Origin of the sequence: Micromonospora sp. DT15 (assembly GCF_049841475.1) — a bacterium.
GTDB lineage: Bacteria > Actinomycetota > Actinomycetes > Mycobacteriales > Micromonosporaceae > Micromonospora.
The window spans coordinates 379,920-404,870 of record NZ_JBNCKJ010000004.1; the positions used below are offsets into that span (position 1 = coordinate 379,920).

Below are 24,951 nucleotides of genomic sequence, written 5' to 3' on the forward strand. Positions count from 1 at the left end.
CAATCCCGTCGCTCGTCCCCGCCAGGCAACTGGCGGGGATGACGTGGTTCAGGCCTGATAGATGGCCTCGCCGGCGATCTCGATCTGCACCGTCTTGCCGACCAGCACCCCGCCGCTCTCCAGGACGACATTCCAGAGCAGACCGTAGTCCTCACGGTTCATCTCGGCCGTCGCGCTGAATCCGAAGATGTTCTGCCCGTACGGATCCTGACGGGCACCACCAAAATTCACCACCAGGTCGACGGGCCGGGTGATCCCCTTCACTGTCAACTCACCGGTGAGGACGAATCGTCCGGGAATGCCGTCGGACTGCGGCGGAACAATGTGACTTCGGCCTCGCCCGCCCAACCGATGGTTGCGCAGGCGCGCCCACTGGAATATAGGGTCCTCGTTGCCCTGCCACTTAATGCCGGTGCTTCGATATTCGAGGGTGGGAAAACGCTCCACGTCGAGGAAGTCGGCACTCTTCAGATGCGTGTCCCGGTCGACACTTCCGGTGGTGATGCTGGCCGACATGATGGTGGCCGTCACCGAGGAGAGCAGCGGGTCCTCCGCCACGAAGATCTCCGCCGTGGCCTCGGCGAACTCGCCGCGCACCGGGCTGACCATCATGTGCCGGGACAGAAAACCGATCCGCTTGTGCGCCTGATCGAGAAGATAGGTGCCGGCCACCGGGATGGTCATGCCGTCCCAGGTGCGTGTGGCGATATCGGTCATCGTGTTGCCTTCCCCCCGAGCGCACCCGGGTGTTTATCAATATGTTGCTGGCGGCCGGGTAAACGGCCAGACATTCGTACTCACGCCCAGCATAGGGACGCTCCGGAACGGCATTTCCGCCGCCACCGCACGGTGGATCATGACGGACTTCAGCAGTCCCGACCGGCGGCCGTCCAACGGTCTCGGCCGGGTTCCAGCGGCGCTACTTCCCATCGATGCGTGGCCGATCGGCCGAGGGTCGCCCGCCCGCCCGGTTGACCAGCGACTAACCTTGCCGACATGCGCCTCTCCGCTCGGGTCGACTACGCCCTCCGCGCGGCCGCCGAACTCGCCGCGACGGCCAGCGGCCCCGGGCGCGGCCGGCCGGTGACGGCCGACCAGATCGCCCGCGCCCAGGAGATCCCGCCGAAGTTCCTGGAGAGCATCCTTCTCCAACTGCGCCGGGGCGGCATCGTGCACGCGCAGCGTGGCCCGGAGGGCGGCTACTGGCTGGCCCGCCCCGCCGAGGAGATCTCCCTCGCCGAGGTCATCCGGGTGATCGACGGGCCCCTCGCCCACGTACGCGGGCAACGCCCCGAGCAGCTCGGCTACCACGGCCCGGCACAGGCCCTCCAGGAAGTCTGGATCGCGCTACGGGCAAGCGAGCGGGAGATCCTGGAACTGGTCAGCGTCGCTGACGTCGCCGCCGGCAACCTGCCCGCGCGGGTCACCGAGCTGGCCGCCGACCCGCGCGCCTGGATCTGAGCGCCGGCTCGCCTCACGGCCACACGTCCGCGTCCCATCCACCGATCGGGGGCTTGACCCTGGCTGCCCCATCCCGCATTGTCGACCAAGTCGATAGGAGATGCCGAAAAGTCTGGGGGCGCTCGTGCGCAAGCTGTTGGTCCTCGCTCTGGTCGGGCTCGTCGCGCAACTGATCGATGGTTCGCTCGGCATGGCATACGGCTTGACCTCGTCCACTCTGCTGCTGGTCGCCGGGGTCGCCCCGGCCGCCGCCTCGGCCTCGGTGCACCTGGCCGAGATCGGCACCACGCTCGCCGCAGGGGTAGCGCACTGGCGGTTCGGCAACGTCGACTGGCGGGTGGTGACCCGCATCGCCCTACCCGGCGCTGTCGGCGCCTTCGCCGGAGCCACCCTGCTCAGCTCCATCTCCACCGAAGCCGCCGCACCGTGGATGGCCGGCATCCTCTTCACGCTCGGCGCGTACCTCCTGATCCGCTTCGCCCGACCACTGCGCACCGACCGGGTCGGCGGACGGCTCCGCGGTCGTTTCCTCGGCCCCCTGGGCCTGGTCGCCGGCTTCGTCGACGCGACCGGCGGCGGCGGATGGGGCCCGGTGGCCACCCCCGCGCTGCTGGTCTCCGGCCGCATGGAACCCCGCAAGGTGATCGGTTCCGTGGACACCGCCGAGTTCGTCGTGGCCGGCGCGGCCAGCATCGGCTTCCTGATCGGGCTGGGCTCGGAGGGATTCCTGCTCCCCACCGTCGCCGCACTGCTCATCGGCGGCCTCATCGCCGCCCCGCTGGCCGCCTGGCTGGTGCGAATCGTGCCCGCCCAACTGCTCGGCGCGGCAGTCGGCGGCGTGATCGTGCTGACCAACGCCCGCACCCTGATCCGCTCCGCCGAACTGGACGGTCCGGCCCGCCCCGCCCTGTACGCCCTGCTGGCCGCCGGCTGGCTGGCCGCCCTGGTGTTGGCCGTCCGTGCCCTACGCCGTACCCGCCGCGCCCGCGCCGAAGCCGCCGCCGCTCCCGCCGCCGCTCCCGCCATCGCTGTCGGTGTTCCCGCCGAGGCCTCCGACGCTGCATCCGTCGGCGAGGTCCCTGCCGATCTGGCCGCAACGGGTACGCCCACCCCACGCTGAACCGCGCGTTGCGCCCGTCCACCCGCCGATGCCGGCTCGAACGTCGTCATCGGCGCGACTGACTCACCAAGATCGCGCAACATCCTGGATGTAGTGGCATCCCAGCTCGTCGTGGCCACTACATCCAGGATCGAGCGTGACCTTGACGGCGGTGGGCGCCCTAAATCCCCGGCCCCGGTTGGTCGGGCACGGTGTTCGTCCCCAAGATCCGCACAACATCAGGGATGTTGCTGCCTCTCGCGCGGCGGAGGCAGCAACATCAGCGAAGTTGCGCAGACCTTGGCGTGGGCGCGCGGCGTGGGCGCGGGCGGGGGAGCGCGTGGGGCGAGGGCGGGTCAGGGGTGAGCAGGGTGGTGGCAGTCTCGGAGAGCAAAGTCCAGGCTTCGTCGGTGTGCGCTTCGGTGGTCTGGGGCGAGCCGACCGCCAGCCGCAGCGTGTAGCGGCCGGCGACCCGGGTGTGCGTCAGGTGCACGCGTCCCGTGGCGTTCACCGAGGCCAGCAACGCCGCGTTGGTGTCGTCGTCGGCCAGCAGTCGGAAGCAGACCAGTGAGAACGGGTGCGCCGCGACCACCTCGAACCGGTCGTCGGCGCGGACTCGCTCGGCGAACCGTTCGGCCAGCGCCATCCCGGAGCGGATGTGTGCCCGCAGGCCTTCGGCGCCGTACCAGCGCAGCACGAACCACAGCTTGAGGGACCGGAACCGCCGGCCGAGCGGAACCTGCCAGTCCCGGTAGTCGATCACCGCGCCGGATTCGGAGGCCGCGTTGCGCAGGAACTCCGGCAGTACGGTCAGCGCCTCGATCAGTTCGGCCCGGTCGGCCACCCAGAACGCGTCGCAGTCGAAGCCGGTGAGCAGCCACTTGTGCGGGTCGAAGCAGTAGGAGTCGGCGTACTCCAGGCCGGCGTGCGTCCACCGTAGTTCGGGGCAGACGGCGGCGGCGCCCGCGTACGCGGCGTCCACGTGCAGCCAGATCCCGTACTCGGCGCAGATGGCTCCGATTTCCGGCAGCGGGTCGATGGCGGTGGTGGAGGTGGTGCCGATGGTCGCCACCACGATGGCCGGCACGTCACCGGCGACCAGGTCGGCTTCGATGGCGGCCCGCAACGCGCCTGGCAGCATCGCCTCGGTGTCCGGGTCCACCTCGACCGACCGGGTTCCGTCGCTGCCCAGCCCGGCGATCCGCACCGCCTTCTCGATGGACGAGTGCCCGTGGATGGAGGTGTAGGCGCGGTAGCGCCGGTCGATGCCGGTGTGCCGCCAGCGTCCGCCGCTGGCCCGGTGCAGTGCGGCCAGGGTGGCGACCAGCGTCGCTGAGGACGCCGAGTCCTGGATGACCCCACCGCCGGCGCCGGTGGAGCGGAACCGCTGTGGCAGGTCCATCAGGTGGGCCAGCCAGTCCATCATCACCGTTTCCAGCTCGGTGCAGGCCGGGCTGGAGGCCCAGAGCATGCCCTGTACGCCAAGCCCGGAGCTGACCAGGTCGCCGAGCACGCTCGGGCCGGAGGTGTTGGCAGGGAAGTAGCCGAAGAAGCCCGGGTGCTGCCAGTGGGTCAGCCCTGGTACGACGATCGAGTCAAGGTCGGCGAGGATCGCCTCGACCGGTTCGCCGCCGGTGGTGGGGGGCTCGCTGGGCAGGGCAGCGGCCACTGTGCCCGGGGGGTCGGCCGGGGCGACCGGTCGTTGCTCCACTGTCGCCCAGTAGTCGGCGATCCAGTCGACGACGGCGTGGCCGGCGCGACGGAACTCGTCGGGATCCATGTGCGGCGCCATCTGATCAGTTGATCATGCTGGCGTGCTCGAAACAAGGGGTCTGCCGGATCGATGCTCATAACACATGACATCCGCCATCGCCACTCCCCTGTAACGCCGACATCGATATGCCCGGGCGGTTGACCTTGCAGAAAGTTCACGCTAGGTTCGGTGTCCAAGAAGGTTTGTTTCATGGAAGGAAGGCAATAGCTAATGGCGAAAAATCGGGGGATTGCTCGGCTGGTGACGGCGGGGTTCTTGACGACTGCGGCGGTGGCTGCTGCGTCACTTTTCGGCGCTGGCCCGGCGCTGGCCGGCAACTGTTCAATCGCGGGCTGTGGCGTCGTGCGCAATGATTCTGCACACCCGGTGTCTATCGCGGACTGGTGCGACGGGACTGGCTCCTGCGGCAAGACTTACCTGCTCAAGCCAGGTGAAGTGTCCACCAAGTACAAGAAGGACACTGACACGTTCGCTTTGCAGTGCACCGGCAACTACTACCGTTACACCGGTGACTTGCTGCAGACTTCGGCCGCCTACAAATGGATCCGGATCTCCGATGGCAACTCCGCGCGCATCGTCAATCAGAACTGCTGACTAACGCGATTTAGAAGATGCCCGGCTCGACGGATGAAGTGTCCGAGGGCCGGGCTTTGCGTGTGCTCTGATCAGATATGCTGATGTGGCGGTCGACAATTCTGGTCGACTTCCTGGCACTGTAGTCGACTCTCTGTGCGGTGGGCTGGGTCCCATGCTCGTCCGTGTCGATTCCTCAGGACGCCCCTCGTCCCGCCAACGGCAGTCGCCACGTGCAACGATGTGACAGGCATCGATGTTGCGTCTCGGAAAGCGCTTGCCATACGATGCGCGGTGAGTCGGATCCGTGAGTTCCAGGGCGTTCCACCCCGATCAGATCGCCGTCCGCCGTCGTCGCGGTTGGTTGGTCCACTGTGCTTCCCGGGCAGGGCCGGTGGGTCGTGGCGATCATCACCGGATCCCCGGAGGCAGCGCATGCACCCGTCCAGACATCGGCTGATCCTGCTCGCGGCCACGACGGCGGCCACCGTCGTGGCCGGCACCCTCGGCGCGGTCGTCGCCTCGGCCGCCGCCGTCGGCTGCCGGGTCGACTATCAGATCACCAACCAGTGGCAGGGCGGCTTCGGCGCCAACGTCACAGTCACCAACCTCGGCGACCCGGTCAACGGGTGGGCCGTCACCTGGTCGTACGCCGCGGGCCAGCAGGTCACCCAGGCGTGGAACGCCGCCGTCACCCAGTCCGGCGCCCAGGTGACCGCGCGCAATGTCGACCACAACACCGCCATCGCCACGAACGGCAGCGCGTCGTTCGGCTTCAACGGTTCGTGGACCGGCAGTAACCCGGTGCCGGGCAGCTTCGCGCTCAACGGCGCCACCTGCACCGGAGCCCCACCCACCGACGAGCCGACCACGCCGCCACCGACCACCCCACCCCCGACCACGCCGCCACCCACCACGCCGCCACCCACCACCCCACCCCCGACCACGCCTCCGCCGTCGGCCGGCGTGGTGCAGATGGAGAAGCTGGACCGAGGGCTGGTCAGCGTCCGCTCCGGCAGCGGCAACCTGGTCTCCTGGCGGCTGCTCGGCACCGAGACCACCGGGGTGGAGTTCAACCTCTACCGGGGAGCCACCAAGGTCAACGCCACCCCGATCACCGGTGCCACCAACTACCTCGACAGCGGTGCGGCGGCCGGCTCGGCGTACACGGTGCGGGCTGTGGTGGGCGGCGTCGAGCAGGCGGCGTCGGCGCCGGCGTTGCAGTTCGGCGCGGGCTACCTGGACGTGCCGTTGCAGGTCCCGGCCGGGGGCACCACCCCGAGCGGGGAGAGCTACTCGTACAGCGCCAACGACGCCTCGGTGGGTGACCTCAACGGCGACGGCAGCTACGAGATCGTGCTCAAGTGGGACCCGTCGAACGCCAAGGACAACTCCCAGTCCGGCTACACCGGCAACGTCTACGTCGACGCGTACACGCTCACCGGCACCCGGTTGTGGCGCATCGACCTGGGCCGCAACATCCGGGCCGGCGCCCACTACACCCAGTTCCAGGTGTACGACTACGACGGCGACGGCCGTGCCGAGGTGGCCATGAAGACCGCCGACGGCACCCGCTCCGGCACCGGTCAGCTCATCGGCTCGTCGTCGGCGGACTACCGCAACTCCAGCGGCTACGTGCTCAGTGGCCCGGAGTACCTGACCATGTTCAACGGGCAGACCGGCGCGATCGCCTCCACCGTCAGCTACGACCCGCCGCGCGGCACCGTGTCGTCCTGGGGCGACTCGTACGGCAACCGGGTGGACCGGTTCCTCGCCGGCACGGCGTACCTGGACGGGCAGCGCCCCTCGCTGATCATGGCCCGGGGTTACTACACGCGCGCGGTGATCGCCGCCTGGGACTTCCGCAACGGCGCGCTGACCAAGCGCTGGACGTTCGACTCGAACTCCTCCGGCAACGGCGCCGCCGCGGGTCAGGGCAACCACCAGCTCTCGGTGGCCGACGTCGACGCCGACGGTCGCCAGGAGATCGTGTACGGGGCCGCCACCATCGACGACAACGGCCGGCTGCTCCACTCGACCGGCAACGGTCACGGCGACGCCATGCACGTGGGGGACCTTGACCCGGGCCGCGCCGGCCTGGAGGTGTTCAAGGTCGACGAGGACGCCAGCAAGCCCAGCTCGTACTTCGCCGACGCCCGTACCGGTCAGGTCCTCTGGTCCACGCCCGCGTCCGGCGACAACGGCCGGGGCGTCTCCGCGGACATCTGGGCCGGCAGCCCCGGTGCGGAGTCGTGGTCGTCAGCGGTCGCCGGACTGGCCAACACCAGGGGGCAGAACGTGGGACGCAAACCGTCCTCGGCCAACTTCCTCGCCTGGTGGGACGGCGACCCGGTGCGGGAACTGCTCGACGGCACGAAGATCGACAAGTACGGCACCGGCGGCGAGACCCGGCTGCTCGACGGCAGCGGGGTGGCGTCCAACAACGGCACCAAGTCCACGCCGGCGCTCTCCGGCGACATCCTGGGCGACTGGCGCGAGGAGGTGATCTGGCGGACCACCGACAGTCGGGCGCTGCGCATCTACAGCACACCCACCCCGACCAGCACCCGGATCTACACCCTGATGCACGACCCGCAGTATCGGGTGGCGATCGCGTGGCAGAACACCGCCTACAACCAACCGCCGCACCCGGGGTTCTTCATCGGCAACGGAATGAACACGCCACCCACGCCGGACATTCACCTACGTTGATGAGAAGCCCTGGCGGTCCCGAGCGGGGTCGCCTAGGGTGGCAGGCACCGGGCCGCAGCCGCGGAATCCGCTCAGCTCCGGCCCGGTGCGCCACACCGCGGCATTCCCAACCCGTCCCGACCGGGAATGCCGTACCACCACCGGAACCAACATTAGGCACCGTCCGGGTCGGCGGGGTGACGCTGACGTGAAGATCGTGTTTCACGCGCCCTGGCGTAGACCGCCCGCCACCTGCTCGGCGATCAATTCGTACGACCGCACCCGGTCCTGCACGTCGTACACCAGCGTGGTCAGCATCAGCTCGTCCGCGCCGGTGCGCTCCACCAGGTCGGTCAGCTGCCGACGCACCGTCTCCGGCGAGCCCATCGCCTGACCGTCACGGCGCGACACGACGAACTCCCGCTCGATCTCCGAGTACGGGTAGGCCGCCGCCTCGTCGGGCGTGGACAGCGGCTCCGGCCGCCCGGAGCGCAACTTCAAGAACGACAGCGCGCTCGGCCCGGCCAACCACTCGGCCCGCTCGTCGGTCTCCGCGCACACCGCGTTGACCGCCACCATCGCGTACGGCTTGTCCAGCCACTGCGACGGCCGGAAGTTCTGCCGGTACAGGGCCAACGCCGGCAGGGTGTTCTGGGAGCTGAAGTGGTGCGCGAAGGAGAACGGCAGACCGAGCAGACCGGCGAGCTGGGCGCTGAAACCGCTGGAGCCCAACAGCCACACGGCCGGCTGCTCACCACGACCCGGCGTGGCGATGATCTGCCCCGGCTTCTCCCCGCTGAAGTAGTTCATCAGGTCCGTCAGCTCGCGCGGGAAACCCTCCGCCGACAGGCCCTCCATGGTGCGCCGCAACGCCAGCGCGGTCACCTGGTCGGTTCCCGGCGCCCGCCCGATGCCCAGGTCGATCCGACCCGGGTGCAACGCCTCCAGTGTGCCGAACTGCTCGGCCACCACCAGCGGCGCGTGGTTGGGCAGCATCACCCCACCCGAGCCCAGCCGGATCGTCGAGGTGTTCGCCGCCAGGTGCGCCAGCAGCACCGCGGGGGCGGAGCTGGCGATCGCCGGCATGTTGTGGTGCTCGGCCACCCAGAACCGGTGGTAGCCCAACTCCTCGGTGCGGCGGGCCAGCTCGGTGGTGGCCTGCAGCGCCGCGCCAGCGGTGGTGCCCTTGGCGACCGGGGCAAGATCAAGAACAGACAACGGTACGGTGATCACACGGTCAGCCAACCCGCCACCGACCGGCTTTGTTCCACCATGCGGGTTTTCGTCGGCCACCTCACCTACCGCTCAGCCCATCCCGCGCGCCTGCTCGAAGATCAGACTGGTCTGCGTGTGCTGCACCACCGGGTCCACCGCCAGATGGTCCAGCACGAAGTCCCGCAACGCGTCACCGGACGCCGCCCGGACATGCAGCACGTAATCCTCCGCGCCGGCCACGTGGAACACCGACACCACCCCCGGCAGCCGCACCGACCGCGCCCGGAACCCGTCCACCGCCGCCCGCTCGTGCGCTGTCAACCGCACCGACACCAACGCCTGCAACGGCAGACCGAGCGCCGCCGGATCCACCTCGGCGTGAAAACCACGGATCGCGCCGCGCTCACGCAGCGCCCGGGTACGCGTCAGGCACGTCGACGGCGCCACACCCACCCGCTCGGCGAGGGCATTGTTCGGCAGTCGACCGTCCGCCGCCAACTCGGTCAGGATCGCGCGGTCCACCTCGTCCACCGCCGAATACGGCCGCAGATCATTCGGTTCAAGGGGCATGACACCATCCTCGCCCGAACCCAACGCGGAAACCAACCCGATTCGCAGAATGATATGCCAATCTATTGCCTACCAGGCGGCAGATATTCGACGCTACCGACCATGACACCGATGGACACCCGGGCCGTACACGCCGGCCGCGACGACCTCCGCACCCTCGGCGTGCACGTACCACCCATCGACCTGTCAACCACCAACCCGCTGCCCTCCGTCGACGACGGCGGCACCGCGTACGAACAACTCGCCACCGGCGGCACGCTCCCCGCCGACGGCAGCGCCGTCTACCAACGGCTCTGGAACCCCACCGTCGCCCGCTTCGAAACCGCCCTCGCCGAGCTGGAAGGCACCACCCAGGCCGTTGCCTTCGCCAGCGGAATGGCCGCCCTCACCGCCACCCTGCTCGCCGCCACCCGCGACGACCGCCGCCACGTCGTCGCCGTCCGACCCCTCTACGGCGGCACCGACCACGTCCTCGCCACCGGCCTGCTCGGCACCACCGTCACCTGGACGCGCCCCGACGAGGTCGCCACCGCCATCCGCCCCGACACCGCACTGGTCATCGTCGAGACACCCGCCAACCCCACCCTCGACCTGGTCGACATCGCCGCCCTCGCCGCCGCGGCCGGCCACATCCCACTGCTTGTCGACAACACCGTCGCCACCCCCGTACTGCAACAACCCGCCCGGCACGGCGCCACCCTCGTCCTGCACAGCGCCACCAAGAGCATCGGCGGACACGGCGACGTCCTCGCCGGCGTCGTCGCCTGCGACGACACCTGGGCCGTGCGCCTACGCCAGGTCCGCGCGGTCACCGGCGCGATCCTGCACCCCCTCGGCGGCTACCTGCTGCACCGCGGCCTGCAAACCCTGCCGCTGCGGGTCCGCGCCCAACAGGCAACCGCCGAGAAACTCGCCGGCTGGCTCGCCGACCACCCCGCCGTACACCGGGTGCACCACCCCTCGGTGGACGACCCGGCGGCGCTGGTCGGGCGGCAGATGTCCGGACCCGGCAGCCTGCTCGCCTTCGAGGTACGCGGCGGCGCGCCCGCTGCCGCCGCCGTCGCCGGTGCCTGCCGGCTCATCACCCACGCGGTATCCCTCGGCGGCGTCGACACCCTCATCCAGCACCCCGCCTCCCTCACCCACCGGCCGGTCGAAGGCGACGCCAAACCCGCCGCCGCGCTGCTGCGCCTCTCGGTCGGCCTCGAAGACCCCGAAGACCTGCGCGCCGACCTGGCCCAGGCCCTCGACACGATCGCCTGACCGTCAGCGCAGCTCGCGGTTGCCCAACACCCGCACCGGCGAACCCTGCCGAGCCACCCGCAACATCGCCCGACCGATCCCGTCGGTGGTGGTGACCTGGTTCGGCAGCAACCGACGCAGCACCGGAAACAGCGGGCGGGTGACCGCATACCCGAGCCGGTACCACCGCGTCTTCGACACCGCCCCGTACGTCGGCTGGATGAACCCCGGCCGCGCCGCGTAACCGTTGGGCAGCAGATCCATGATCGCGTTCTCGGCACGCCCCTTGACCCGCGCCCACATCACCCGACCCTGACCCGACGAGTCGGTCCCCTGCCCCGAGACGTAGACGAATGTGACCTGCGGGCTCACCTCGGCCAACAACCGTGCCGCAGCGAGGGGGTAGTCGTAGCTGACCCGGGTGTACGCGGCCTCGTCCAGACCCAGTGACGACACTCCGAGGCAGTAGAAACACGCGTCGACACCTGTCAACTCGGCCCGCACCGCGTCCAACTCGCCCACGTCCGCGACCGTCAGCTCCCGCAGCTTCGGGTCCCGCGTACCAGTCGGCCGCCGACCCACAGTCAGCACCTCGCGCACGTCATCGGCGAGCAGGCACTCGCGCAACACACCCTGACCGACCATCCCGGTCGCACCGAACACAACCACCCGCATCAGATCGCACCCCTGTCGCCGCCACCGCCACCGGCCGTCCGGAGGCGCGTCAGCCAGGCTGCCACCTGCGGCGTGATGTGCGCGGTGCCGGTCAGGACTTGGGACCGACGTGCCGGTCCAACGTGGTGACTGCGTCGCGCCGCGCCACCGACAGCGAGTTGCGTCGGTTCATCCGCCAGGTGACGCCGAGCAGGTCGAGGCTCCACTGGCAGAGCCGCATGATGTCGGCCGACTCGTTGACGAACATGTAGCGCGGGTAGATGTAAAGCCGGTCTCTCGTCGTGACCCGGTTGGCGACGCGGCAGCCGTCGGAGTGGAACAGCCCGCGCAGGAAGTCGCCGGGGTGCTGTTCGAGGATCGGTCGCTGCCAGTCGGCGAGGACGATGGGTCGCTCGTGCTTCTTGCCGGGACCGTGCTGCGGGAGGAGGCAGGGCCAGTGCACCCCACTGCTTTCGACCGAGACGCAGCCCTGCTTGGTGATCCTTTGAACGCGCGCGGCGAGCACCGCGAGCATGGCGGCCTCGCACGCGTCAATGAGATCCGGATACGTGGCCGTACAAGCAATCCGCAGCACCGGGACCTTCGGTGAGACGGCCAGATGACCGTCGCCCAGGTAGAGACCGAGCAGGTAGGCGTAGGCGGCGGGGTCGGTCGGATTCTCGACATCCGACCGGCACCGGAAGCACCGAAGCTCCGTGCCGCGCTTCACCGGTTCCGGTCGATCGACACACCAGTGCCAGACGGTCGCGTACGGCAGCGAGAGCGTGCGAGCTACTGCGTGGATGTTGTGTCCGCGAGCGTGGAGGGCGCGGGCCTGTGCCCGCATCTGCGGTGGATGCACGCCCACATCGTCGAACACGTGTATGACAAAGTGCCGGGAGCGGGATTCGAACCCGCAAGCCCTTTCGGGCAGAAGTGTTTGAGACTTCCGTGTATGCCGTTCCACCATCCCGGCGGGTGGCGCCTACTGTACCCGACTACTCTCATGCGGGAGCATGGGTGGTAGCCGTGCAGTGATCGATGGTGGGGGTAGGGCTGGTGGCTGAGACGCCGACGGATGCCGAGCGTAGGCGCGTACTGATCGCCGAGGACGAGGCGCTGATCCGGCTGGACCTCGCCGAGATGCTCGTCGAAGAGGGTTACGAGGTGGTGGGGGAGGCCGGTGACGGCGAGACAGCCGTACGCCTCGCCGAGGAGCTGAAGCCCGACCTCGTCATCCTCGACATCAAGATGCCGATCATGGATGGGCTGGCCGCCGCCGAGCGCATCGCCGGCGCCCGGATCGCCCCGGTGATCATCCTGACCGCGTTCAGCCAGCGCGATCTGGTGGAGCGGGCGCGGGCGGCGGGCGCGATGGCGTACCTCGTGAAGCCCTTCCAGAAGAGCGACCTGGTCCCGGCGGTGGAGATCGCGCTGTCGCGTTACTCGGAGGTCGCGGCCCTGGAGGCGGAGGTCGCGAGCCTGACCGACCGCCTGGAGATCCGTAAGTCGGTGGAGCGCGCCAAGGGCGCGCTGATGACCACGTACGGGATGACCGAGCCGCAGGCGTTCAAGTGGATCCAGCGCACGGCGATGGACCACCGGATGACCATGAAAGAGGTTGCCGAGCGGATCCTCGCGGAGACCGCCGGCGGCGAGGTGACTCTGCCGGCACCCTGACCGGCATCGACCCGTGTCGAGGCGGATGGGGGCAGCGCTCGGCGTTCTCGCCGTGTTGGTGGCGGCCTGTGGGTCCTCGGCCTGTCCCGACTGTCCGGAGCCGTTGCCGGTCCGGCCGGCCTGGCAGTCGGTGGTCCTGCCGGACGCGCCGGGTGTGCTGGGTCGACCGGTGCTGCGCGACGCCACGGCCTGTGCGGGCCGGTGGTACGTGGTCGGGGGTGTGGTCGATCCGGCCGGGGAGACCCACCCGGCCGCCTGGACCAGCCCGGACGCCAGTTCCTGGGTGCCGCTGCCGCTGGCGTCGGTGACGTTCTACGGCCGACAGCACGTGCTCTCCGCGGCGGCCTGCCGGGACGGACGGTTGGCGGCGGTCGGGGCGAAGAACGGGGGTGCGCACGGCAATCCCCGCACCGGCACCTGGAGGCAGGCGTCGGACGGCACGCTGCAGGAGGTGGACGCGCCCTTCGAGCGGTACGCCGGGCCGCGGGCGGTCAACGTGGCCCGGTTGGCGGCGGGGCCGCGGGGCTGGTTGATCGCCGGTAGTCGGATCGACGGTGCGGCGGTCTGGATCTCCCCGGACGCGGCCGCGTTCGCGCTGGTGGAGGGCGCGCCGGAGCTGGCTGGTGACGAGCGGGGGCGGACGGCGGCGTACGACGCGGTCGCCGTGCCGTCGGGTTGGCTGATGGTGGGTTCGTTGCTGCCGCCCGGGGGTACGGCGCTGGTGCCGCTGGCCTGGTCGTCGGCGGACGGCCGGAGTTGGCGACGGGCTGCCCTGCCGGTGGTGGATGGGCGGGGGCAGGCGCAACGGGTGGCAGTGGCTGGCGGCGTACCGGTGGCGGTCGGGCCGGTGCGGGCTGGATTCGGCAGTTGGCGGCTGACGGCGCAGGGCTGGCGGCCGGCGGGCGGGTTCGGGGCGGTCGGACCAGGTGTGGCGTCGGCGGCCGGGCTGGTGGCCGTCGGGCAGAGGTTGGTGGCGGTGACGAGGGACGGGGACCGTCACGCACTGTGGCTCTCGGTCGATATGGGCGAGTCGTGGCGGGCGGTGAGCATGCCGCGGTCCGTACCGGACAGCGGAGATACTGCGGTCTCGGTGACCTCGACTGGAGATCGACTGCTGTTGGTGACCGACGATGGTAAAACGTCGCGTGCCTGGTGGGCCGGGGTGTCGGACCTTGATCGGTAGCTGATGGAAGCCCTTTGGCCGGCGCCGACGAAACGAAGGTGAAAAAGCTTCACAACCGAAGGTTCTTACAGGGATCGTTTCCAATCCGCCACGGCGTGTAACGGTTCGGTCAACCCGCTCGCTTGGGGCTTACGTCACAGCTCCACGGTGGGATAACGTCCGGCCCCAGACCGGCGACGACGGTCTGGTTCGTCCGCCCCCGCAAGGGCCAATAGCCAGCGGGTGGTTCGGACCATGGGACGAGGAGGGTTCGGGCCTTGAGGCAAAAGCTCGCGCGCGTTATCGGTGGGGTCGCCATGGTGGCGCTCGTCGCCGGCGGAACCGCATGCTCCAGTGGCGACGATTCGGCAGGCGGCGGCGGTGACGCCTGCGGCAGCAAGATCGCGTTCTTCGGCGCGCTGACCGGCAGCTCGGCCGCGCTCGGCATCAACGAAAACAACGGTGTCAAGCTCGCCGTCGACAAGTACAACAAGGAAAACGCCGACTGCAAGGTCGAGCTGGCCGCCCTGGACTCGCAGGGCAGCCCCGACCAGGCGCCTGGTCTGGCGCAGAAGGCGATCGACGACACCAAGATCCTTGGCATCGTCGGCCCGGCGTACTCGGGTGAGTCCGAGGCGGCCGGCCCGCTGTTCAACGAGGCCGGCCTGGTGACCATCACCCCGTCCGCGACCCGGCCCAGCCTGGCCGACCAGAAGTGGAAGACCTTCTTCCGCGCGGTCGGCAACGACTTCAGCCAGGGCCCGGCGGCCGGCAACTACATTAAGAACGTGATGAAGGCCGACAAGGTCTACGTCATCGACGACCAGTCCGCGTACGGCGCCGGCCTGGCCGACGAGGTCAAGAAGGTCCTCGGCTCGACGGTCGTCGGCTCGGACAAGGTCCAGGGCGAGGGCAAGCAGGTCGAGTTCTCCGGTGTGGTCACCAAGGTCAAGGCCGCCAACGTGAAGGCGATCTTCTACGGCGGTTACTACCAGGAGGCCGGCCTGATCCGTAAGCAGCTCACCGCTGCCGGGGTCACCGCGCCGCTGGTCGCCGGCGACGGCGTCAACGACGGTGCGTACATCACCTCCGCCGGTCAGGCGGCAGCCGAGGGCACCATCCTCACCTGCCCGTGCCAGCCGGCCGCCGAGGCCCGGGGCACGTTCGTGCAGGAGTTCAAGGCGCTCCACGGCACCGACCCGGGCACCTACAGCGACACCGCCTACGACGCGGCGAACATCCTGCTGGCCGGCATCAAGGCTGGCAAGACCACCCGTGAGGGCCTGCTGGAGTTCGTGAAGGGCTACAGCGGCGAGGGTGTCGCGGCGAGCTACAAGTTCACCGAGACCGGCGAGCTGGACCCGGCACAGGTCAAGGTCTGGGCCTTCAAGGTCACGGGCGGCAAGGTTGTCCCGGACCAGGAGATCCCCAAGTCCTGATGTTGGTCGCTGCTACGGCGATTGAGTTGTGATCGCGGGTGCGGCCGGGAGCTGCTCGCTCCCGGCCGCGCCCCATTTTTCTCTCCAGACCTGATGGAGCGTCCCTCCCTTGGACTTCAATGGACTGTTCTCCAACTTCGGAGAACTCACCACGACCGGCCTGACCCAGGGCGCGATCTACGCCCTGGTCGCGCTCGGCTACACGCTGGTCTACGGCGTGCTGAGACTCATCAACTTCGCTCACTCCGAGGTCTTCATCGCCGGCGCGTTCGCGGCGATCTGGACCTGGAACGGCTTTGGACTCGACCAGAACTCACAGGTCAGCGGGATCGGCTCGATCCTGTTCTACCTGCTGGTGGCGATGATCGTCGCCGCCATCGCTTCGGCGGGCACCGCGACGGTGATCGAGCGGGTGGCGTACCGGCCGTTGCGTAAGCGCAACGCCCCGCCGCTGGCCTTCCTGATCACCGCGATCGGCGCCTCGATTGCGATTTCCGAGGCCTTCGGCATCTGGACCCGCCGACTGCCGGAGGGCGCGCCCAGCCTGGTGAGCAGCAAGCCGCTGTTCCACCTCTTCGGCGTGCCGATCGACTCGGTGCAGCTGCTGACGATTGGCGCGGCGCTGCTGATGATGGTCCTGCTGGACCTCTTCATCAACCGCAGCCGTACCGGTCGGGGTATCCGGGCCGTGGCCCAGGACGCCAACACCGCCGCGCTGATGGGTGTGAACAAGGACCGGATCATCCTGATGGTCTTCATCACCGGTGGTGCCATGGCCGGCGTGGCCGGTCTGCTGTACGACGTGCGGATCCAGACCCTGACCTACAGCGTCGGCTTCCTGCTGGGCCTCAAGGCCTTCACCGCCGCGGTGCTGGGTGGTATCGGCAACCTGCGCGGCGCGCTGATCGGTGGCCTGCTGCTGGGCGTGGTGGAGAACTACGCCGCCGGTCTGTTCGGCAGTCAGTGGAAGGACTTCGCTGCCTTCGCGGTGTTGGTGGTGCTGCTGATGTTCCGGCCGACCGGTCTGCTGGGCGAATCGCTGGGGAGGGCACGGGCATGACGACCGTCCTGGAGAGGGTGCGTTCCGGCCGCGAGGCGGCCGGAGAACGGTGGCGTGGCGCGCCGCGCTGGGTGCGCTGGGCGCTGCTGGTCGCGGTGATCGCGTTCTTCTACGCGCTGCCGAACAGGGAGTTCTACCAGTATCTCGGGCCGATCCCGACCCCCGGTGCGAACTTCACGCAGGTGCTGTTCACCGTCTCGATCTACGTGCTGCTGGCCGTCGGGTTGAACATCGTGGTCGGTTTCGCCGGCCTGCTCGACCTGGGCTACTTCGGCTTCTTCGCCGTCGGCGCGTACACCGTCGCGGTGCTGACGTCGCCGAGCAGCAACCTCAAGACGCTCTGGCCGTGGCTGCTCGTGGTGCCGCTGGCGATCGGGCTGACCATGCTCTCGGGTGTGATGCTCGGTACGCCGACGCTGCGTCTGCGCGGTGACTACCTGGCGATCGTGACGCTCGGCTTCGCCGAGATGATCCGGATCGCCGCGGTGAGCTCGGAGTTCCTCAAGGGACAGCGGGGCTTCAACCAGATCCCGCACCCGCCCGGCAAGTACGCCGACGGCAAGCCGTTCTTCGGCGTGTTGGACGCCCGGCCGTACTACTGGCTGGTGCTCACGCTGATCATCCTGGTGGTGATCGGTGTGCGGAACCTGACGCACAGTCGGGTCGGTCGGGCCTGGATCTCGATCCGGGAGGACGAGGACGCCGCGCAGCTGATGGGTGTGCCGACGTTCAAGTTCAAGCTCTGGGCGTTCGCCTCGGGTGCCGCGATCGCCGGCCTGGCCGGCGCGCTCTTCGCGGGTAAGCAGAACTTCGTCAACTCGCAGAACTTCGAGCTGCTCAACTCGATCATCATCCTGGCGGCGGTGATCTTCGGTGGTTCGGGCAACATCGTGGGCGCGATCGTCGGTGGTGGCCTGGTGGCGTACATGATCGAGCGGTTCCGCGGCATCGAGCTGTTCGGCGTGGAGCTGTACGAGTACCGGTTCCTGATCTTCGGTCTGGTCCTCGTGGTGATGATGATCTTCCGGCCGGAAGGCCTGATTCCGAACCGACGACGGGCGGCGGAGTTCAAAGACCGTCGCAAGGAGGTGATCGTCGGTGAGTGACACCGATCAGACGCCGGCTGTTCCGGCGCAGGCCGGCGCGCCGGCGGTGGAGGCGGTCCCCAACCGGGAGCCGCTGCTGGAGGTCGACGACGTCACGCTGCGCTTCGGCGGCGTGGTCGCGCTCGACAACGTCAACTTCACCCTCTACAAGGGGGAGATCCTCGGGCTGATCGGCCCGAACGGCGCTGGCAAGACCACCTGCTTCAACGCGATGACCGGCATCTACCAGCCCACCAAGGGTGAGATCCGGTTCCGTGGCGGCAAGATCAGCGGGAAGAAGCGCCACCAGATCACCCAGATGGGTATGGCCCGGACGTTCCAGAACATCCGCCTGTTCCCGGAGATGACCGCCCTGGAGAACGTCCAGGTCGGCGCGGACGCGCACCACAAGACCAGCGTGATCTCCGCTCTGTTCCGGTTGCCTCGGCACCGGCGCGAGGAGCGTGAGGGACGGGAGAAGGCCGAGCGGCTGCTGGAGTTCGTCGGCATCCGGCACCGGCTGCACGAGTTCGCCCGCAACCTCTCCTACGGGGAGCAGCGGCGGCTGGAGATCGCCCGGGCGCTGGCCACCGATCCGGTGCTGCTCTGCCTGGACGAGCCGGCAGCCGGCTTCAACCCGGCGGAGAAGGAGGAGCTGCTCCAGCTCATCCGGCAGGTCCGGGACACCGGCGTGACCGTGCTGCTGATCGAGCACGACATGCGCCTGGTCATGGGCGTCACTGACCGGATCGTCGTGCTGGAGTTCGGAAAGAAGATCGCCGAAGGGCTGCCCGCCGAGGTGCGGGACAACCCGAAGGTGGTCGCGGCGTACCTGGGGGTGCCGGACGATGTTGCTTGAGATCGACGATGTGAGCCTGCTCTACGGGCGGATCCAGGCGTTGCACGGCATCAGCCTGACCGTGGCCGAGGGTGAGATCGTCGCGCTGATCGGCGCCAACGGCGCCGGGAAGTCGACCACCATGCGGGCTATCTCCGGGATTCGGCCGATCGCCACCGGCAGCATCCGCTTCGAGGGTGAGGACATCTCCAAGCTCCGAGCCGACCTGCGAGTCCGGCGAGGGCTCTGCCAGGCGCCCGAGGGTCGGGGGATCTTCCCCGGCATGTCGGTGCTCGAGAATCTGGACATGGGGGCGTACACCCGGCGCGACCGCGCCGGGATCGCCGAGGACCTGGCCCGGGTGCTCGACCTCTTCCCCCGGCTGGCGGAGCGACGTAAGCAGGCCGGCGGTACCCTGTCCGGCGGCGAGCAGCAGATGCTGGCCGTCGGCAGGGCGTTGATGAGCCGGCCCAAGCTGCTGTTGCTCGACGAGCCCTCGATGGGGTTGGCGCCGATGCTGATCCAGCAGATCTTCGACATCATCAAGGAGATCAACGAGCAGGGCACCACCGTCCTGCTGGTGGAGCAGAACGCGCAGCAGGCGCTGGCCCGAGCGCACCGGGCGTACGTGCTCGAGACCGGCAGGATCGTCAAGACCGGAACCGGTGCCGAGCTGCTGCACGACCCGGCGGTCAAAGAGGCATACCTCGGCGTGGCCTGAGCGGCCGTCACACCCCTCACGCAAGGAGTGCAGAAATGTTCATTACCAACGGTGCCCGGCGGGCGGCGCTCGGCGCCGCCAGTGCGGCGCTGATCGCCCTCTCGCTGACGGCGTGTGGGGAGAAGGAGAACAGCGGCTCACCCGGTGCCGGCCCGACCGTCACGGCGGCGGCCGACTCGGCGCTGGCCGGGAAGGTGCCCGACGCCATCAAGTCCGACGGTGTGATCAAGGTCGGCACCGACTCGACGTACGCCCCGGCGGAGTTCCTCGACGCCGACGGCAAGACGGTGGTCGGCTTCGACGTCGAGCTGTTCAACGCGGTGGCGCAGAAGCTCGGTCTCAAGGCCGAGTACGAGTCGTCGCCGTTCGACGCGATCCTGCCCGGTGTCGACTCCGGCAAGTACGAGATCGGCGTGTCGTCGTTCACGATCAACGCCGAGCGTCTCAAGAGCGTCAACATGGTGAGCTACTTCTCCGCCGGCACTCAGTGGGTGACCAAGGCCGGCAACGCGGCCAAGATCGACATTGACAACGCCTGCGGCAAGAAGATCGCCGTGCAGACCGGCACCGTGCAGTTCGACGACATCACCGCCCGGTCGAAGAAGTGCACCACCGGCGGCAAGCCGGCGATCGCCATCGACCAGTACCAGGCGCAGAGCGACGCCACGGCCGCCGTGTTCAGCGGCAAGAACGACGCCATGCTGGCCGACTCGCCGGTCGGGGCGTACGCGGTGAAGCAGAGCAACGGCTCGCTGGAGCTGATCGGCGACATCTACGAGTCCGCCCCGTACGGCTACGCCGTCAAGAAGGACCAGACCGCCTTCGCCGAGGTGCTCAAGGAAGCCGTCCAAGCGGTCATCGCTGACGGCTCGTACCAGACCGCGTTGAAGAAGTGGGGCGTCGAGGGTGGCGCCATCACCTCTTCGGCGCTGAACCCCGCCAACTGACGCATGTCGTCGGAAACGGACACAACCGAACGGGCGCGGCCGGAACCCATCCAGGCCGTGCCCGTCCGGCATCCCGGGCGTTGGGTAGCGGTCGCCGTGATCGGGGTGCTGGTGGCCATGTTCGTCCACCTGCTGGTGACGAACAAGGCGTTCAACTGGGCTTTCATGGTCGACGAGATGTTCCGGCCGCCGATCATGGAGGGTCTGCGCGGCACGCTCGCGCTGACCGTGCTCGCGATGCTGATCGGCGTCAGTCTCGGCGTTGTCGTCGCCATCATGCGGTTGTCGGAGAACCCGATCCTGCGGGGCGTCTCCTGGGCGTACACCTGGTTCTTCCGGGCCGTGCCCCGGCTGGTGCTGGCGATCCTCTTCGGCAACCTCGGCATCCTCTGGGCCCGGATCGAGTTCGGCCTCCCGTTCGATCGGCAGATCGGCGCGCTCTTCGGCGTCGACGACTTCGAGGCACGTCTGTTCGGCTTCTCCGCGCTGGAGATCCTCACGGGATTCGTCGCCGGCATGCTGGCGCTCGGGCTCTCCGAGGCGGCGTACATGGCCGAGATCGTCCGGGCCGGGATCCAGTCGGTGGACGAGGGGCAGACCGAGGCGGCGCAGGCGCTGGGCCTGAGCCGTACCCAGATCCTGCGCCGGATCGTGCTGCCGCAGGCGATGCGGGTGATCATCCCGCCGACCGGCAACGAGACCATCGCGATGCTCAAGGACACCTCGCTGGTGGCCTTCGTGCCGGTCTCCACCGAGCTGTTCTTCCAGCTCAAGGCCGTGGGTAACCGGACCTTCCAGGTCTTCCCGATGTACGTGGCGGCCTGCCTGTGGTACCTGCTGCTGACCAGCGTGCTGCTCGTCGGGCAGTACTACCTGGAGCGACACTTCTCCAAGGGGTTCGGCAGGAGCGCCCAAGCCAAGATCAGACTGCGCGGGATCACCGCTGAGGCCGGCGGCAGCGCGAGCGAGGCGGGTCGGTTATGACGCAGGTGACGACATCGGCGGAGGCCGCGGAGACGGCCGCCGACGGCGTGATGGTCCGCGCCGAGCAGGTGCACAAGTCGTTCGGGCCGGTGGAGGTGCTCAAGGGCATCGACCTGGAGGTCCGCAGCGGCGAGGTCTGTTGTCTGCTCGGGCCCTCCGGCTCGGGCAAGTCGACGTTCCTGCGCTGCATCAACCATCTGGAGAAGATCAACGCTGGCCGGATCCGGGTGGACGGCGACCTGATCGGCTACCGGGAACGCGGTGGCAAGCTGCACGAGATGCGGGAGAAGGAGATCGCCGCCCAGCGCCGCGCGATCGGCATGGTGTTCCAGCGGTTCAACCTCTTTCCGCACATGACCGCCCTGCAGAACGTCGCCGAGGCGCCGGTGCTGTTGGGCCGGGAGCGCAAGGCCGCCGCCCGGGAGCGGGCCGCCGCGCTGCTCGAGCGGGTCGGGCTCGGCGACAAGCTGGGCAACTACCCTGGGCAGCTCTCCGGCGGGCAGCAGCAGCGCGTCGCCATCGCCCGGGCGTTGGCGATGCAGCCGAAGCTGATGCTCTTCGACGAGCCCACCAGCGCGCTGGACCCGGAGCTGGTCGGCGAGGTGCTCGACGTGATGAAGGACCTTGCCCGCGACGGCATGACGATGATCGTGGTGACCCATGAGATCGGCTTCGCCCGGGAGGTCGGGGACTCGCTGGTGTTCATGGACGACGGTGTGGTGGTGGAGTCCGGCGCGCCGCGCGAGGTGATCGCCAACCCCCGGCACGACCGGACGAAGGCATTCCTGGCCAAGGTGCTCTGAGTCGGTGCCCGGCGTGGCCGTTCCGTTCGGCCGCGCCGGGCGTCGTGCCGGTGTCCCGTCCTGTCGTAGCGGCGGACTAGAGTCGCTGCCGTGACAGCTACGACGCCGCGCCTGCTTCTCGTTGACGGACATTCCATGGCATATCGGGCGTTTTTCGCCCTGCCCGTGGAAAACTTCTCCACCACGACGGGGCAGCCGACCAACGCGGTGTACGGGTTCACCTCAATGCTGATCAACGTGTTGCGCGACGAGCAGCCCACCCACATCGTGGTGGCCTTCGACGTCTCCCGCCACTCCTTCCGCACCGACAAGTACGCGGAGTACAAGGCCGGCCGCAGCGAGACCCCGACCGACTTCAAGGGCCAGGTCAGCCTGGTCAAGGAGGTCCTGGCAGCCCTGCAGATCCCCGTGGTGGAGAAAGAGGGCTTCGAAGCCGACGACGTCATCGCCACCCTCGCCTGCCAAGCCCGCGACCAGGGCATGTCGGTGCTGATCAGCAGCGGTGACCGCGACGCGTTCCAGCTGGTCGACGATCAGATCACCGTCCTCTACCCGCGCAAGGGCGTCTCCGACCTGGCCCGGATGGACCCCGCGGCGATCGAGGCGAAGTACGGCGTTACGCCACAGCAGTACCGGGACCTCGCCGCGCTGGTCGGCGAGACCAGTGACAACCTGCCCGGCATCCCGGGCGTCGGCCCGAAGACCGCCGCCAAGTGGATCACCACGTACGGCGGGGTGGAGGGCGTCATCGCCCGGGCCGACGAGATCAAGGGCAAGGCCGGCGACAGCCTGCGGGAGCGGCTCGCCGACGTGATCCGCAACTACGAGATCAACCGCCTCGTCTCCGACCTGGATCTGCCGCTACGCCCGGAGGACAGCCGCTGGACAGGTTGGGACCGGGAGGCGGTGCACCAGGTCTTCGACACCCTGGAGTTCCGCATCCTGCGCGACCGCCTCTACCAATATCTGGAGGCGGTCGAGCCGGAGGCCGAGTCCGGCTTCGACCTCACCGGCGAGGTGCTCACCGAGCCCGGCGCGCTGGCCGGGTGGCTGACCACGCACGTCCCGACCGGCACCCCGGTCGGGCTGGCGGTCAAACTCGACACCGGCCCCAACCGCCGGCACACCGCCTCGATCACCGGTCTCGCGCTGGCCACCGCCGGCGGCGCGGCGGCCTGGGTCGACCCGGCAAGGCTCGACCCGACCGACGAGGGCGCCCTGGGCAGCTGGTTGGCCGACGAGCAGCGCCCCAAGGTGCTGCACGACAGCAAGCCGGCTGTGCTGGCCTGCGCCGCACACGGCTGGCATCTCGCCGGCATCGTCCGGGACACCCAGATCGCCGCGTACCTGGCCCGCCCCGATCAGCGGTCCTACGACCTGACCGACCTGGCGCTGCGCTACCTGCACCGGGAGCTGCGGGTGGACGTCCCGGAGTCCGGCCAGCTCACCCTCGACGGCCTCGGGGACGAAGGGGTGGTCGAGCAGAACCTGATGCTCCAGGCCCGCGCCACCCTCGACCTGGCCGACGCGATCGACGCCGAGCTGTCCCGCGACGGCGAGCAGTCGGCCCGGCTGATGGCCGGCGTGGAGCTGCCGCTGATGCGGGTGCTGGCCACCATGGAGAGCACCGGCATCGCCGCCGACACCGACTATCTCTCCGAGCTGGAGGCCCACTTCGCCGCCGAGGTGAAGGCCGCCGCGCAGGGCGCGTACGAGGCGGTGGGTCGGGAGTTCAACCTCGGCTCGCCCAAGCAGCTGCAGGAGATCCTCTTCACCGAACTGGGTCTGCCGAAGACCAAGAAGATCAAGACGGGCTACACCACCGACGCCGACGCTCTGCAGTGGCTCTACGCGCAGCAGCCGCACCCGGTGCTGGCCCACCTGCTGCGTCACCGCGACGTTGCCAAGCTCAAGTCGACAGTCGACGGGCTGCTGAAGTCGGTCTCCGACGACGGCCGGATCCACACCACCTTCAACCAGACCGTGGCGGCCACCGGTCGGCTCTCCTCCACCGAGCCCAACCTGCAGAACATCCCGATCCGCACCGAGGAGGGCCGTCGGATCCGTCGGGCCTTCGTGGTGGGAGACGGCTACGAGTCTCTGCTCACCGCCGACTACAGCCAGATCGAGATGCGCATCATGGCGCACCTCAGCTCGGACGACGCGCTGATCGACGCGTTCAACTCCGGCGCCGACTTCCACGCCGCCACCGCCTCGTCGGTCTTCGGGGTGCCGCTCGGCGAGGTCACCCCCGACCAGCGCCGCAAGATCAAGGCCATGAACTACGGCCTGGCGTACGGCCTGAGCGCCTTCGGCCTGTCCCAACAGCTCAGCATCAGCACCGAAGAGGCGCGCGGGCTGATGGAGAACTACTTCGCCGGCTTCGGTGGGGTGCGCGACTACCTCCAGCAGGTGGTCGCCCGGGCCCGCCAGGACGGCTACACCTCCACCATCCTCGGCCGACGTCGCTACCTGCCCGACCTGGTCAGCGACAACCGGCAGCGCCGTGACATCGCGGAGCGGATGGCGCTCAACGCCCCCATCCAGGGCTCCGCCGCCGACATCATCAAGGTGGCGATGCTGCACGTCGACACCGCGCTCCGCGAGGCTGGGCTGGGCTCACGGATGCTGTTGCAGGTGCACGACGAGTTGGTCTTCGAGGTCGCGCCGGGTGAGCGGGAGGCGTTGGAGGCCCTGGTCCGGCGGGAGATGGGCGAGGCTCACCCGTTGTCGGTGCCGCTGGAGGTGTCGGTCGGTCTGGGCCGGGACTGGAACAGCGCCGATCACTGATCTTTGTGCTGGCGGTGGTGGGGGTTGCGGTGCGGGGTTCCGGGGCAGCCCGACCCACTCCGGGCGGTCAGGCTTGATCCCTGCGTGGGTCGGGCTGCCCCGGAACCCCTGACCTGGTCGCGGCAGCTGGCGTGGTTGGCACTCGCCGACGGGCGCTATTTCA

The 24,951-nt window shown here is 69.0% G+C and carries 22 protein-coding genes and 1 tRNA gene; 16 read left to right on the top strand and 7 right to left on the bottom strand.

Annotation, left to right across the window (positions count from 1 at the left end; genetic code table 11):
- Nucleotides 1-48 precede the first annotated feature (48 nt).
- On the bottom strand, nucleotides 49-717 hold the full coding sequence (locus tag ACLQ3F_RS11980; RefSeq protein ID WP_355007609.1) for a YceI family protein: 669 nt from the start codon (nucleotides 715-717) through the stop codon (nucleotides 49-51).
- Nucleotides 718-996: 279 nt separating this feature from the next.
- Between ACLQ3F_RS11980 and ACLQ3F_RS11985 the strand changes: the two genes are divergently transcribed.
- Entirely contained in the window at nucleotides 997-1,461 is a 465-nt protein-coding gene (locus ACLQ3F_RS11985) for an RrF2 family transcriptional regulator (RefSeq protein WP_355007608.1), read from the top strand.
- Nucleotides 1,462-1,585: 124 nt separating this feature from the next.
- The gene (locus ACLQ3F_RS11990) at nucleotides 1,586-2,581 is read left to right on the top strand and encodes a sulfite exporter TauE/SafE family protein (protein ID WP_425848738.1); all 996 of its coding nucleotides are present in this window, start codon (nucleotides 1,586-1,588) and stop codon (nucleotides 2,579-2,581) included.
- A 259-nt stretch (nucleotides 2,582-2,840) separates the two neighbouring features.
- Here ACLQ3F_RS11990 and ACLQ3F_RS11995 read toward each other — a convergent pair whose 3' ends face one another.
- On the bottom strand, nucleotides 2,841-4,352 hold the full coding sequence (locus ACLQ3F_RS11995; RefSeq protein WP_425848623.1) for a pyridoxal-dependent decarboxylase: 1,512 nt from the start codon (nucleotides 4,350-4,352) through the stop codon (nucleotides 2,841-2,843).
- Nucleotides 4,353-4,544: 192 nt separating this feature from the next.
- Here ACLQ3F_RS11995 and ACLQ3F_RS12000 point away from each other — a divergent pair, with 192 nt between their 5' ends.
- Together ACLQ3F_RS12000 and ACLQ3F_RS12005 are read left to right on the top strand one after the other, a co-directional pair.
- Entirely contained in the window at nucleotides 4,545-4,928 is a 384-nt protein-coding gene (locus tag ACLQ3F_RS12000; protein WP_357199486.1) for a hypothetical protein, read from the top strand.
- A gap of 414 nt (nucleotides 4,929-5,342) precedes the next feature.
- Nucleotides 5,343-7,619: a cellulose binding domain-containing protein gene (locus ACLQ3F_RS12005; RefSeq protein ID WP_425848624.1), complete on the top strand. Its 2,277-nt coding sequence runs from the start codon at nucleotides 5,343-5,345 to the stop codon at nucleotides 7,617-7,619.
- Nucleotides 7,620-7,820: 201 nt separating this feature from the next.
- Here the strand turns inward: ACLQ3F_RS12005 and ACLQ3F_RS12010 are convergent, their stop codons facing one another.
- Entirely contained in the window at nucleotides 7,821-8,831 is a 1,011-nt protein-coding gene (locus ACLQ3F_RS12010) for an LLM class flavin-dependent oxidoreductase (RefSeq protein ID WP_357264496.1), read from the bottom strand.
- Between the two features lie 72 nt (nucleotides 8,832-8,903).
- Entirely contained in the window at nucleotides 8,904-9,383 is a 480-nt protein-coding gene (locus ACLQ3F_RS12015; RefSeq protein ID WP_357199477.1) for an Lrp/AsnC family transcriptional regulator, read from the bottom strand.
- A gap of 111 nt (nucleotides 9,384-9,494) precedes the next feature.
- Here ACLQ3F_RS12015 and ACLQ3F_RS12020 point away from each other — a divergent pair, with 111 nt between their 5' ends.
- On the top strand, nucleotides 9,495-10,646 hold the full coding sequence (locus ACLQ3F_RS12020) for a trans-sulfuration enzyme family protein (RefSeq protein WP_425848740.1): 1,152 nt from the start codon (nucleotides 9,495-9,497) through the stop codon (nucleotides 10,644-10,646).
- A gap of 3 nt (nucleotides 10,647-10,649) precedes the next feature.
- On the opposite strand, the gene ACLQ3F_RS12025 is transcribed toward ACLQ3F_RS12020, so the two are convergent.
- The 3 genes from ACLQ3F_RS12025 to ACLQ3F_RS12035 all read right to left on the bottom strand — a co-directional run bounded on the left by ACLQ3F_RS12025 (nucleotide 10,650) and on the right by ACLQ3F_RS12035 (nucleotide 12,255).
- Complete coding sequence (locus tag ACLQ3F_RS12025; protein ID WP_425848626.1) at nucleotides 10,650-11,300, bottom strand: NAD-dependent epimerase/dehydratase family protein; 651 nt, start codon at nucleotides 11,298-11,300, stop codon at nucleotides 10,650-10,652.
- A 91-nt stretch (nucleotides 11,301-11,391) separates the two neighbouring features.
- A complete protein-coding gene (locus ACLQ3F_RS12030; protein WP_425848627.1) occupies nucleotides 11,392-12,141 on the bottom strand; it encodes a transcriptional regulator in 750 nt (249 codons plus the stop codon).
- Nucleotides 12,142-12,172: 31 nt separating this feature from the next.
- A tRNA-Leu gene (locus ACLQ3F_RS12035) sits at nucleotides 12,173-12,255 on the bottom strand.
- 83 nt (nucleotides 12,256-12,338) lie between these two features.
- Here ACLQ3F_RS12035 and ACLQ3F_RS12040 point away from each other — a divergent pair.
- The 11 genes from ACLQ3F_RS12040 to polA all read left to right on the top strand — a co-directional run bounded on the left by ACLQ3F_RS12040 (nucleotide 12,339) and on the right by polA (nucleotide 24,788).
- Nucleotides 12,339-12,959: an ANTAR domain-containing response regulator gene (locus ACLQ3F_RS12040; protein ID WP_091408093.1), complete on the top strand. Its 621-nt coding sequence runs from the start codon at nucleotides 12,339-12,341 to the stop codon at nucleotides 12,957-12,959.
- A gap of 13 nt (nucleotides 12,960-12,972) precedes the next feature.
- Nucleotides 12,973-14,142, top strand: coding sequence for a hypothetical protein (locus ACLQ3F_RS12045; protein ID WP_425848629.1), 1,170 nt, complete (start codon nucleotides 12,973-12,975; stop codon nucleotides 14,140-14,142).
- A gap of 257 nt (nucleotides 14,143-14,399) precedes the next feature.
- Nucleotides 14,400-15,560, top strand: coding sequence for a branched-chain amino acid ABC transporter substrate-binding protein (locus tag ACLQ3F_RS12050; RefSeq protein WP_425848632.1), 1,161 nt, complete (start codon nucleotides 14,400-14,402; stop codon nucleotides 15,558-15,560).
- Nucleotides 15,561-15,669: 109 nt separating this feature from the next.
- Nucleotides 15,670-16,620, top strand: a complete 951-nt coding sequence (locus tag ACLQ3F_RS12055) for a branched-chain amino acid ABC transporter permease (protein ID WP_091407906.1) — start codon at nucleotides 15,670-15,672, stop codon at nucleotides 16,618-16,620.
- Nucleotides 16,617-17,726, top strand: coding sequence for a branched-chain amino acid ABC transporter permease (locus ACLQ3F_RS12060; RefSeq protein ID WP_091407909.1), 1,110 nt, complete (start codon nucleotides 16,617-16,619; stop codon nucleotides 17,724-17,726). Before ACLQ3F_RS12055 ends, ACLQ3F_RS12060 begins: the two co-directional genes overlap by 4 nt.
- Nucleotides 17,719-18,564 (top strand): ABC transporter ATP-binding protein, encoded by an 846-nt coding sequence (locus ACLQ3F_RS12065; protein WP_387354297.1) that lies wholly within the window; start codon nucleotides 17,719-17,721, stop codon nucleotides 18,562-18,564. Before ACLQ3F_RS12060 ends, ACLQ3F_RS12065 begins: the two co-directional genes overlap by 8 nt.
- A complete protein-coding gene (locus ACLQ3F_RS12070; protein WP_355007597.1) occupies nucleotides 18,554-19,264 on the top strand; it encodes an ABC transporter ATP-binding protein in 711 nt (236 codons plus the stop codon). The genes ACLQ3F_RS12065 and ACLQ3F_RS12070 overlap by 11 nt, the downstream gene beginning before the upstream one ends.
- Before the next feature lie 35 nt (nucleotides 19,265-19,299).
- Nucleotides 19,300-20,211, top strand: a complete 912-nt coding sequence (locus ACLQ3F_RS12075) for an ABC transporter substrate-binding protein (RefSeq protein WP_357199459.1) — start codon at nucleotides 19,300-19,302, stop codon at nucleotides 20,209-20,211.
- A gap of 3 nt (nucleotides 20,212-20,214) precedes the next feature.
- Nucleotides 20,215-21,195, top strand: coding sequence for an amino acid ABC transporter permease (locus ACLQ3F_RS12080; RefSeq protein WP_425848634.1), 981 nt, complete (start codon nucleotides 20,215-20,217; stop codon nucleotides 21,193-21,195).
- Nucleotides 21,192-21,998: an amino acid ABC transporter ATP-binding protein gene (locus ACLQ3F_RS12085; protein WP_355007594.1), complete on the top strand. Its 807-nt coding sequence runs from the start codon at nucleotides 21,192-21,194 to the stop codon at nucleotides 21,996-21,998. Before ACLQ3F_RS12080 ends, ACLQ3F_RS12085 begins: the two co-directional genes overlap by 4 nt.
- Before the next feature lie 90 nt (nucleotides 21,999-22,088).
- Nucleotides 22,089-24,788, top strand: coding sequence for a DNA polymerase I (polA, locus tag ACLQ3F_RS12090; protein ID WP_425848637.1), 2,700 nt, complete (start codon nucleotides 22,089-22,091; stop codon nucleotides 24,786-24,788).
- Nucleotides 24,789-24,951 lie beyond the last annotated feature (163 nt).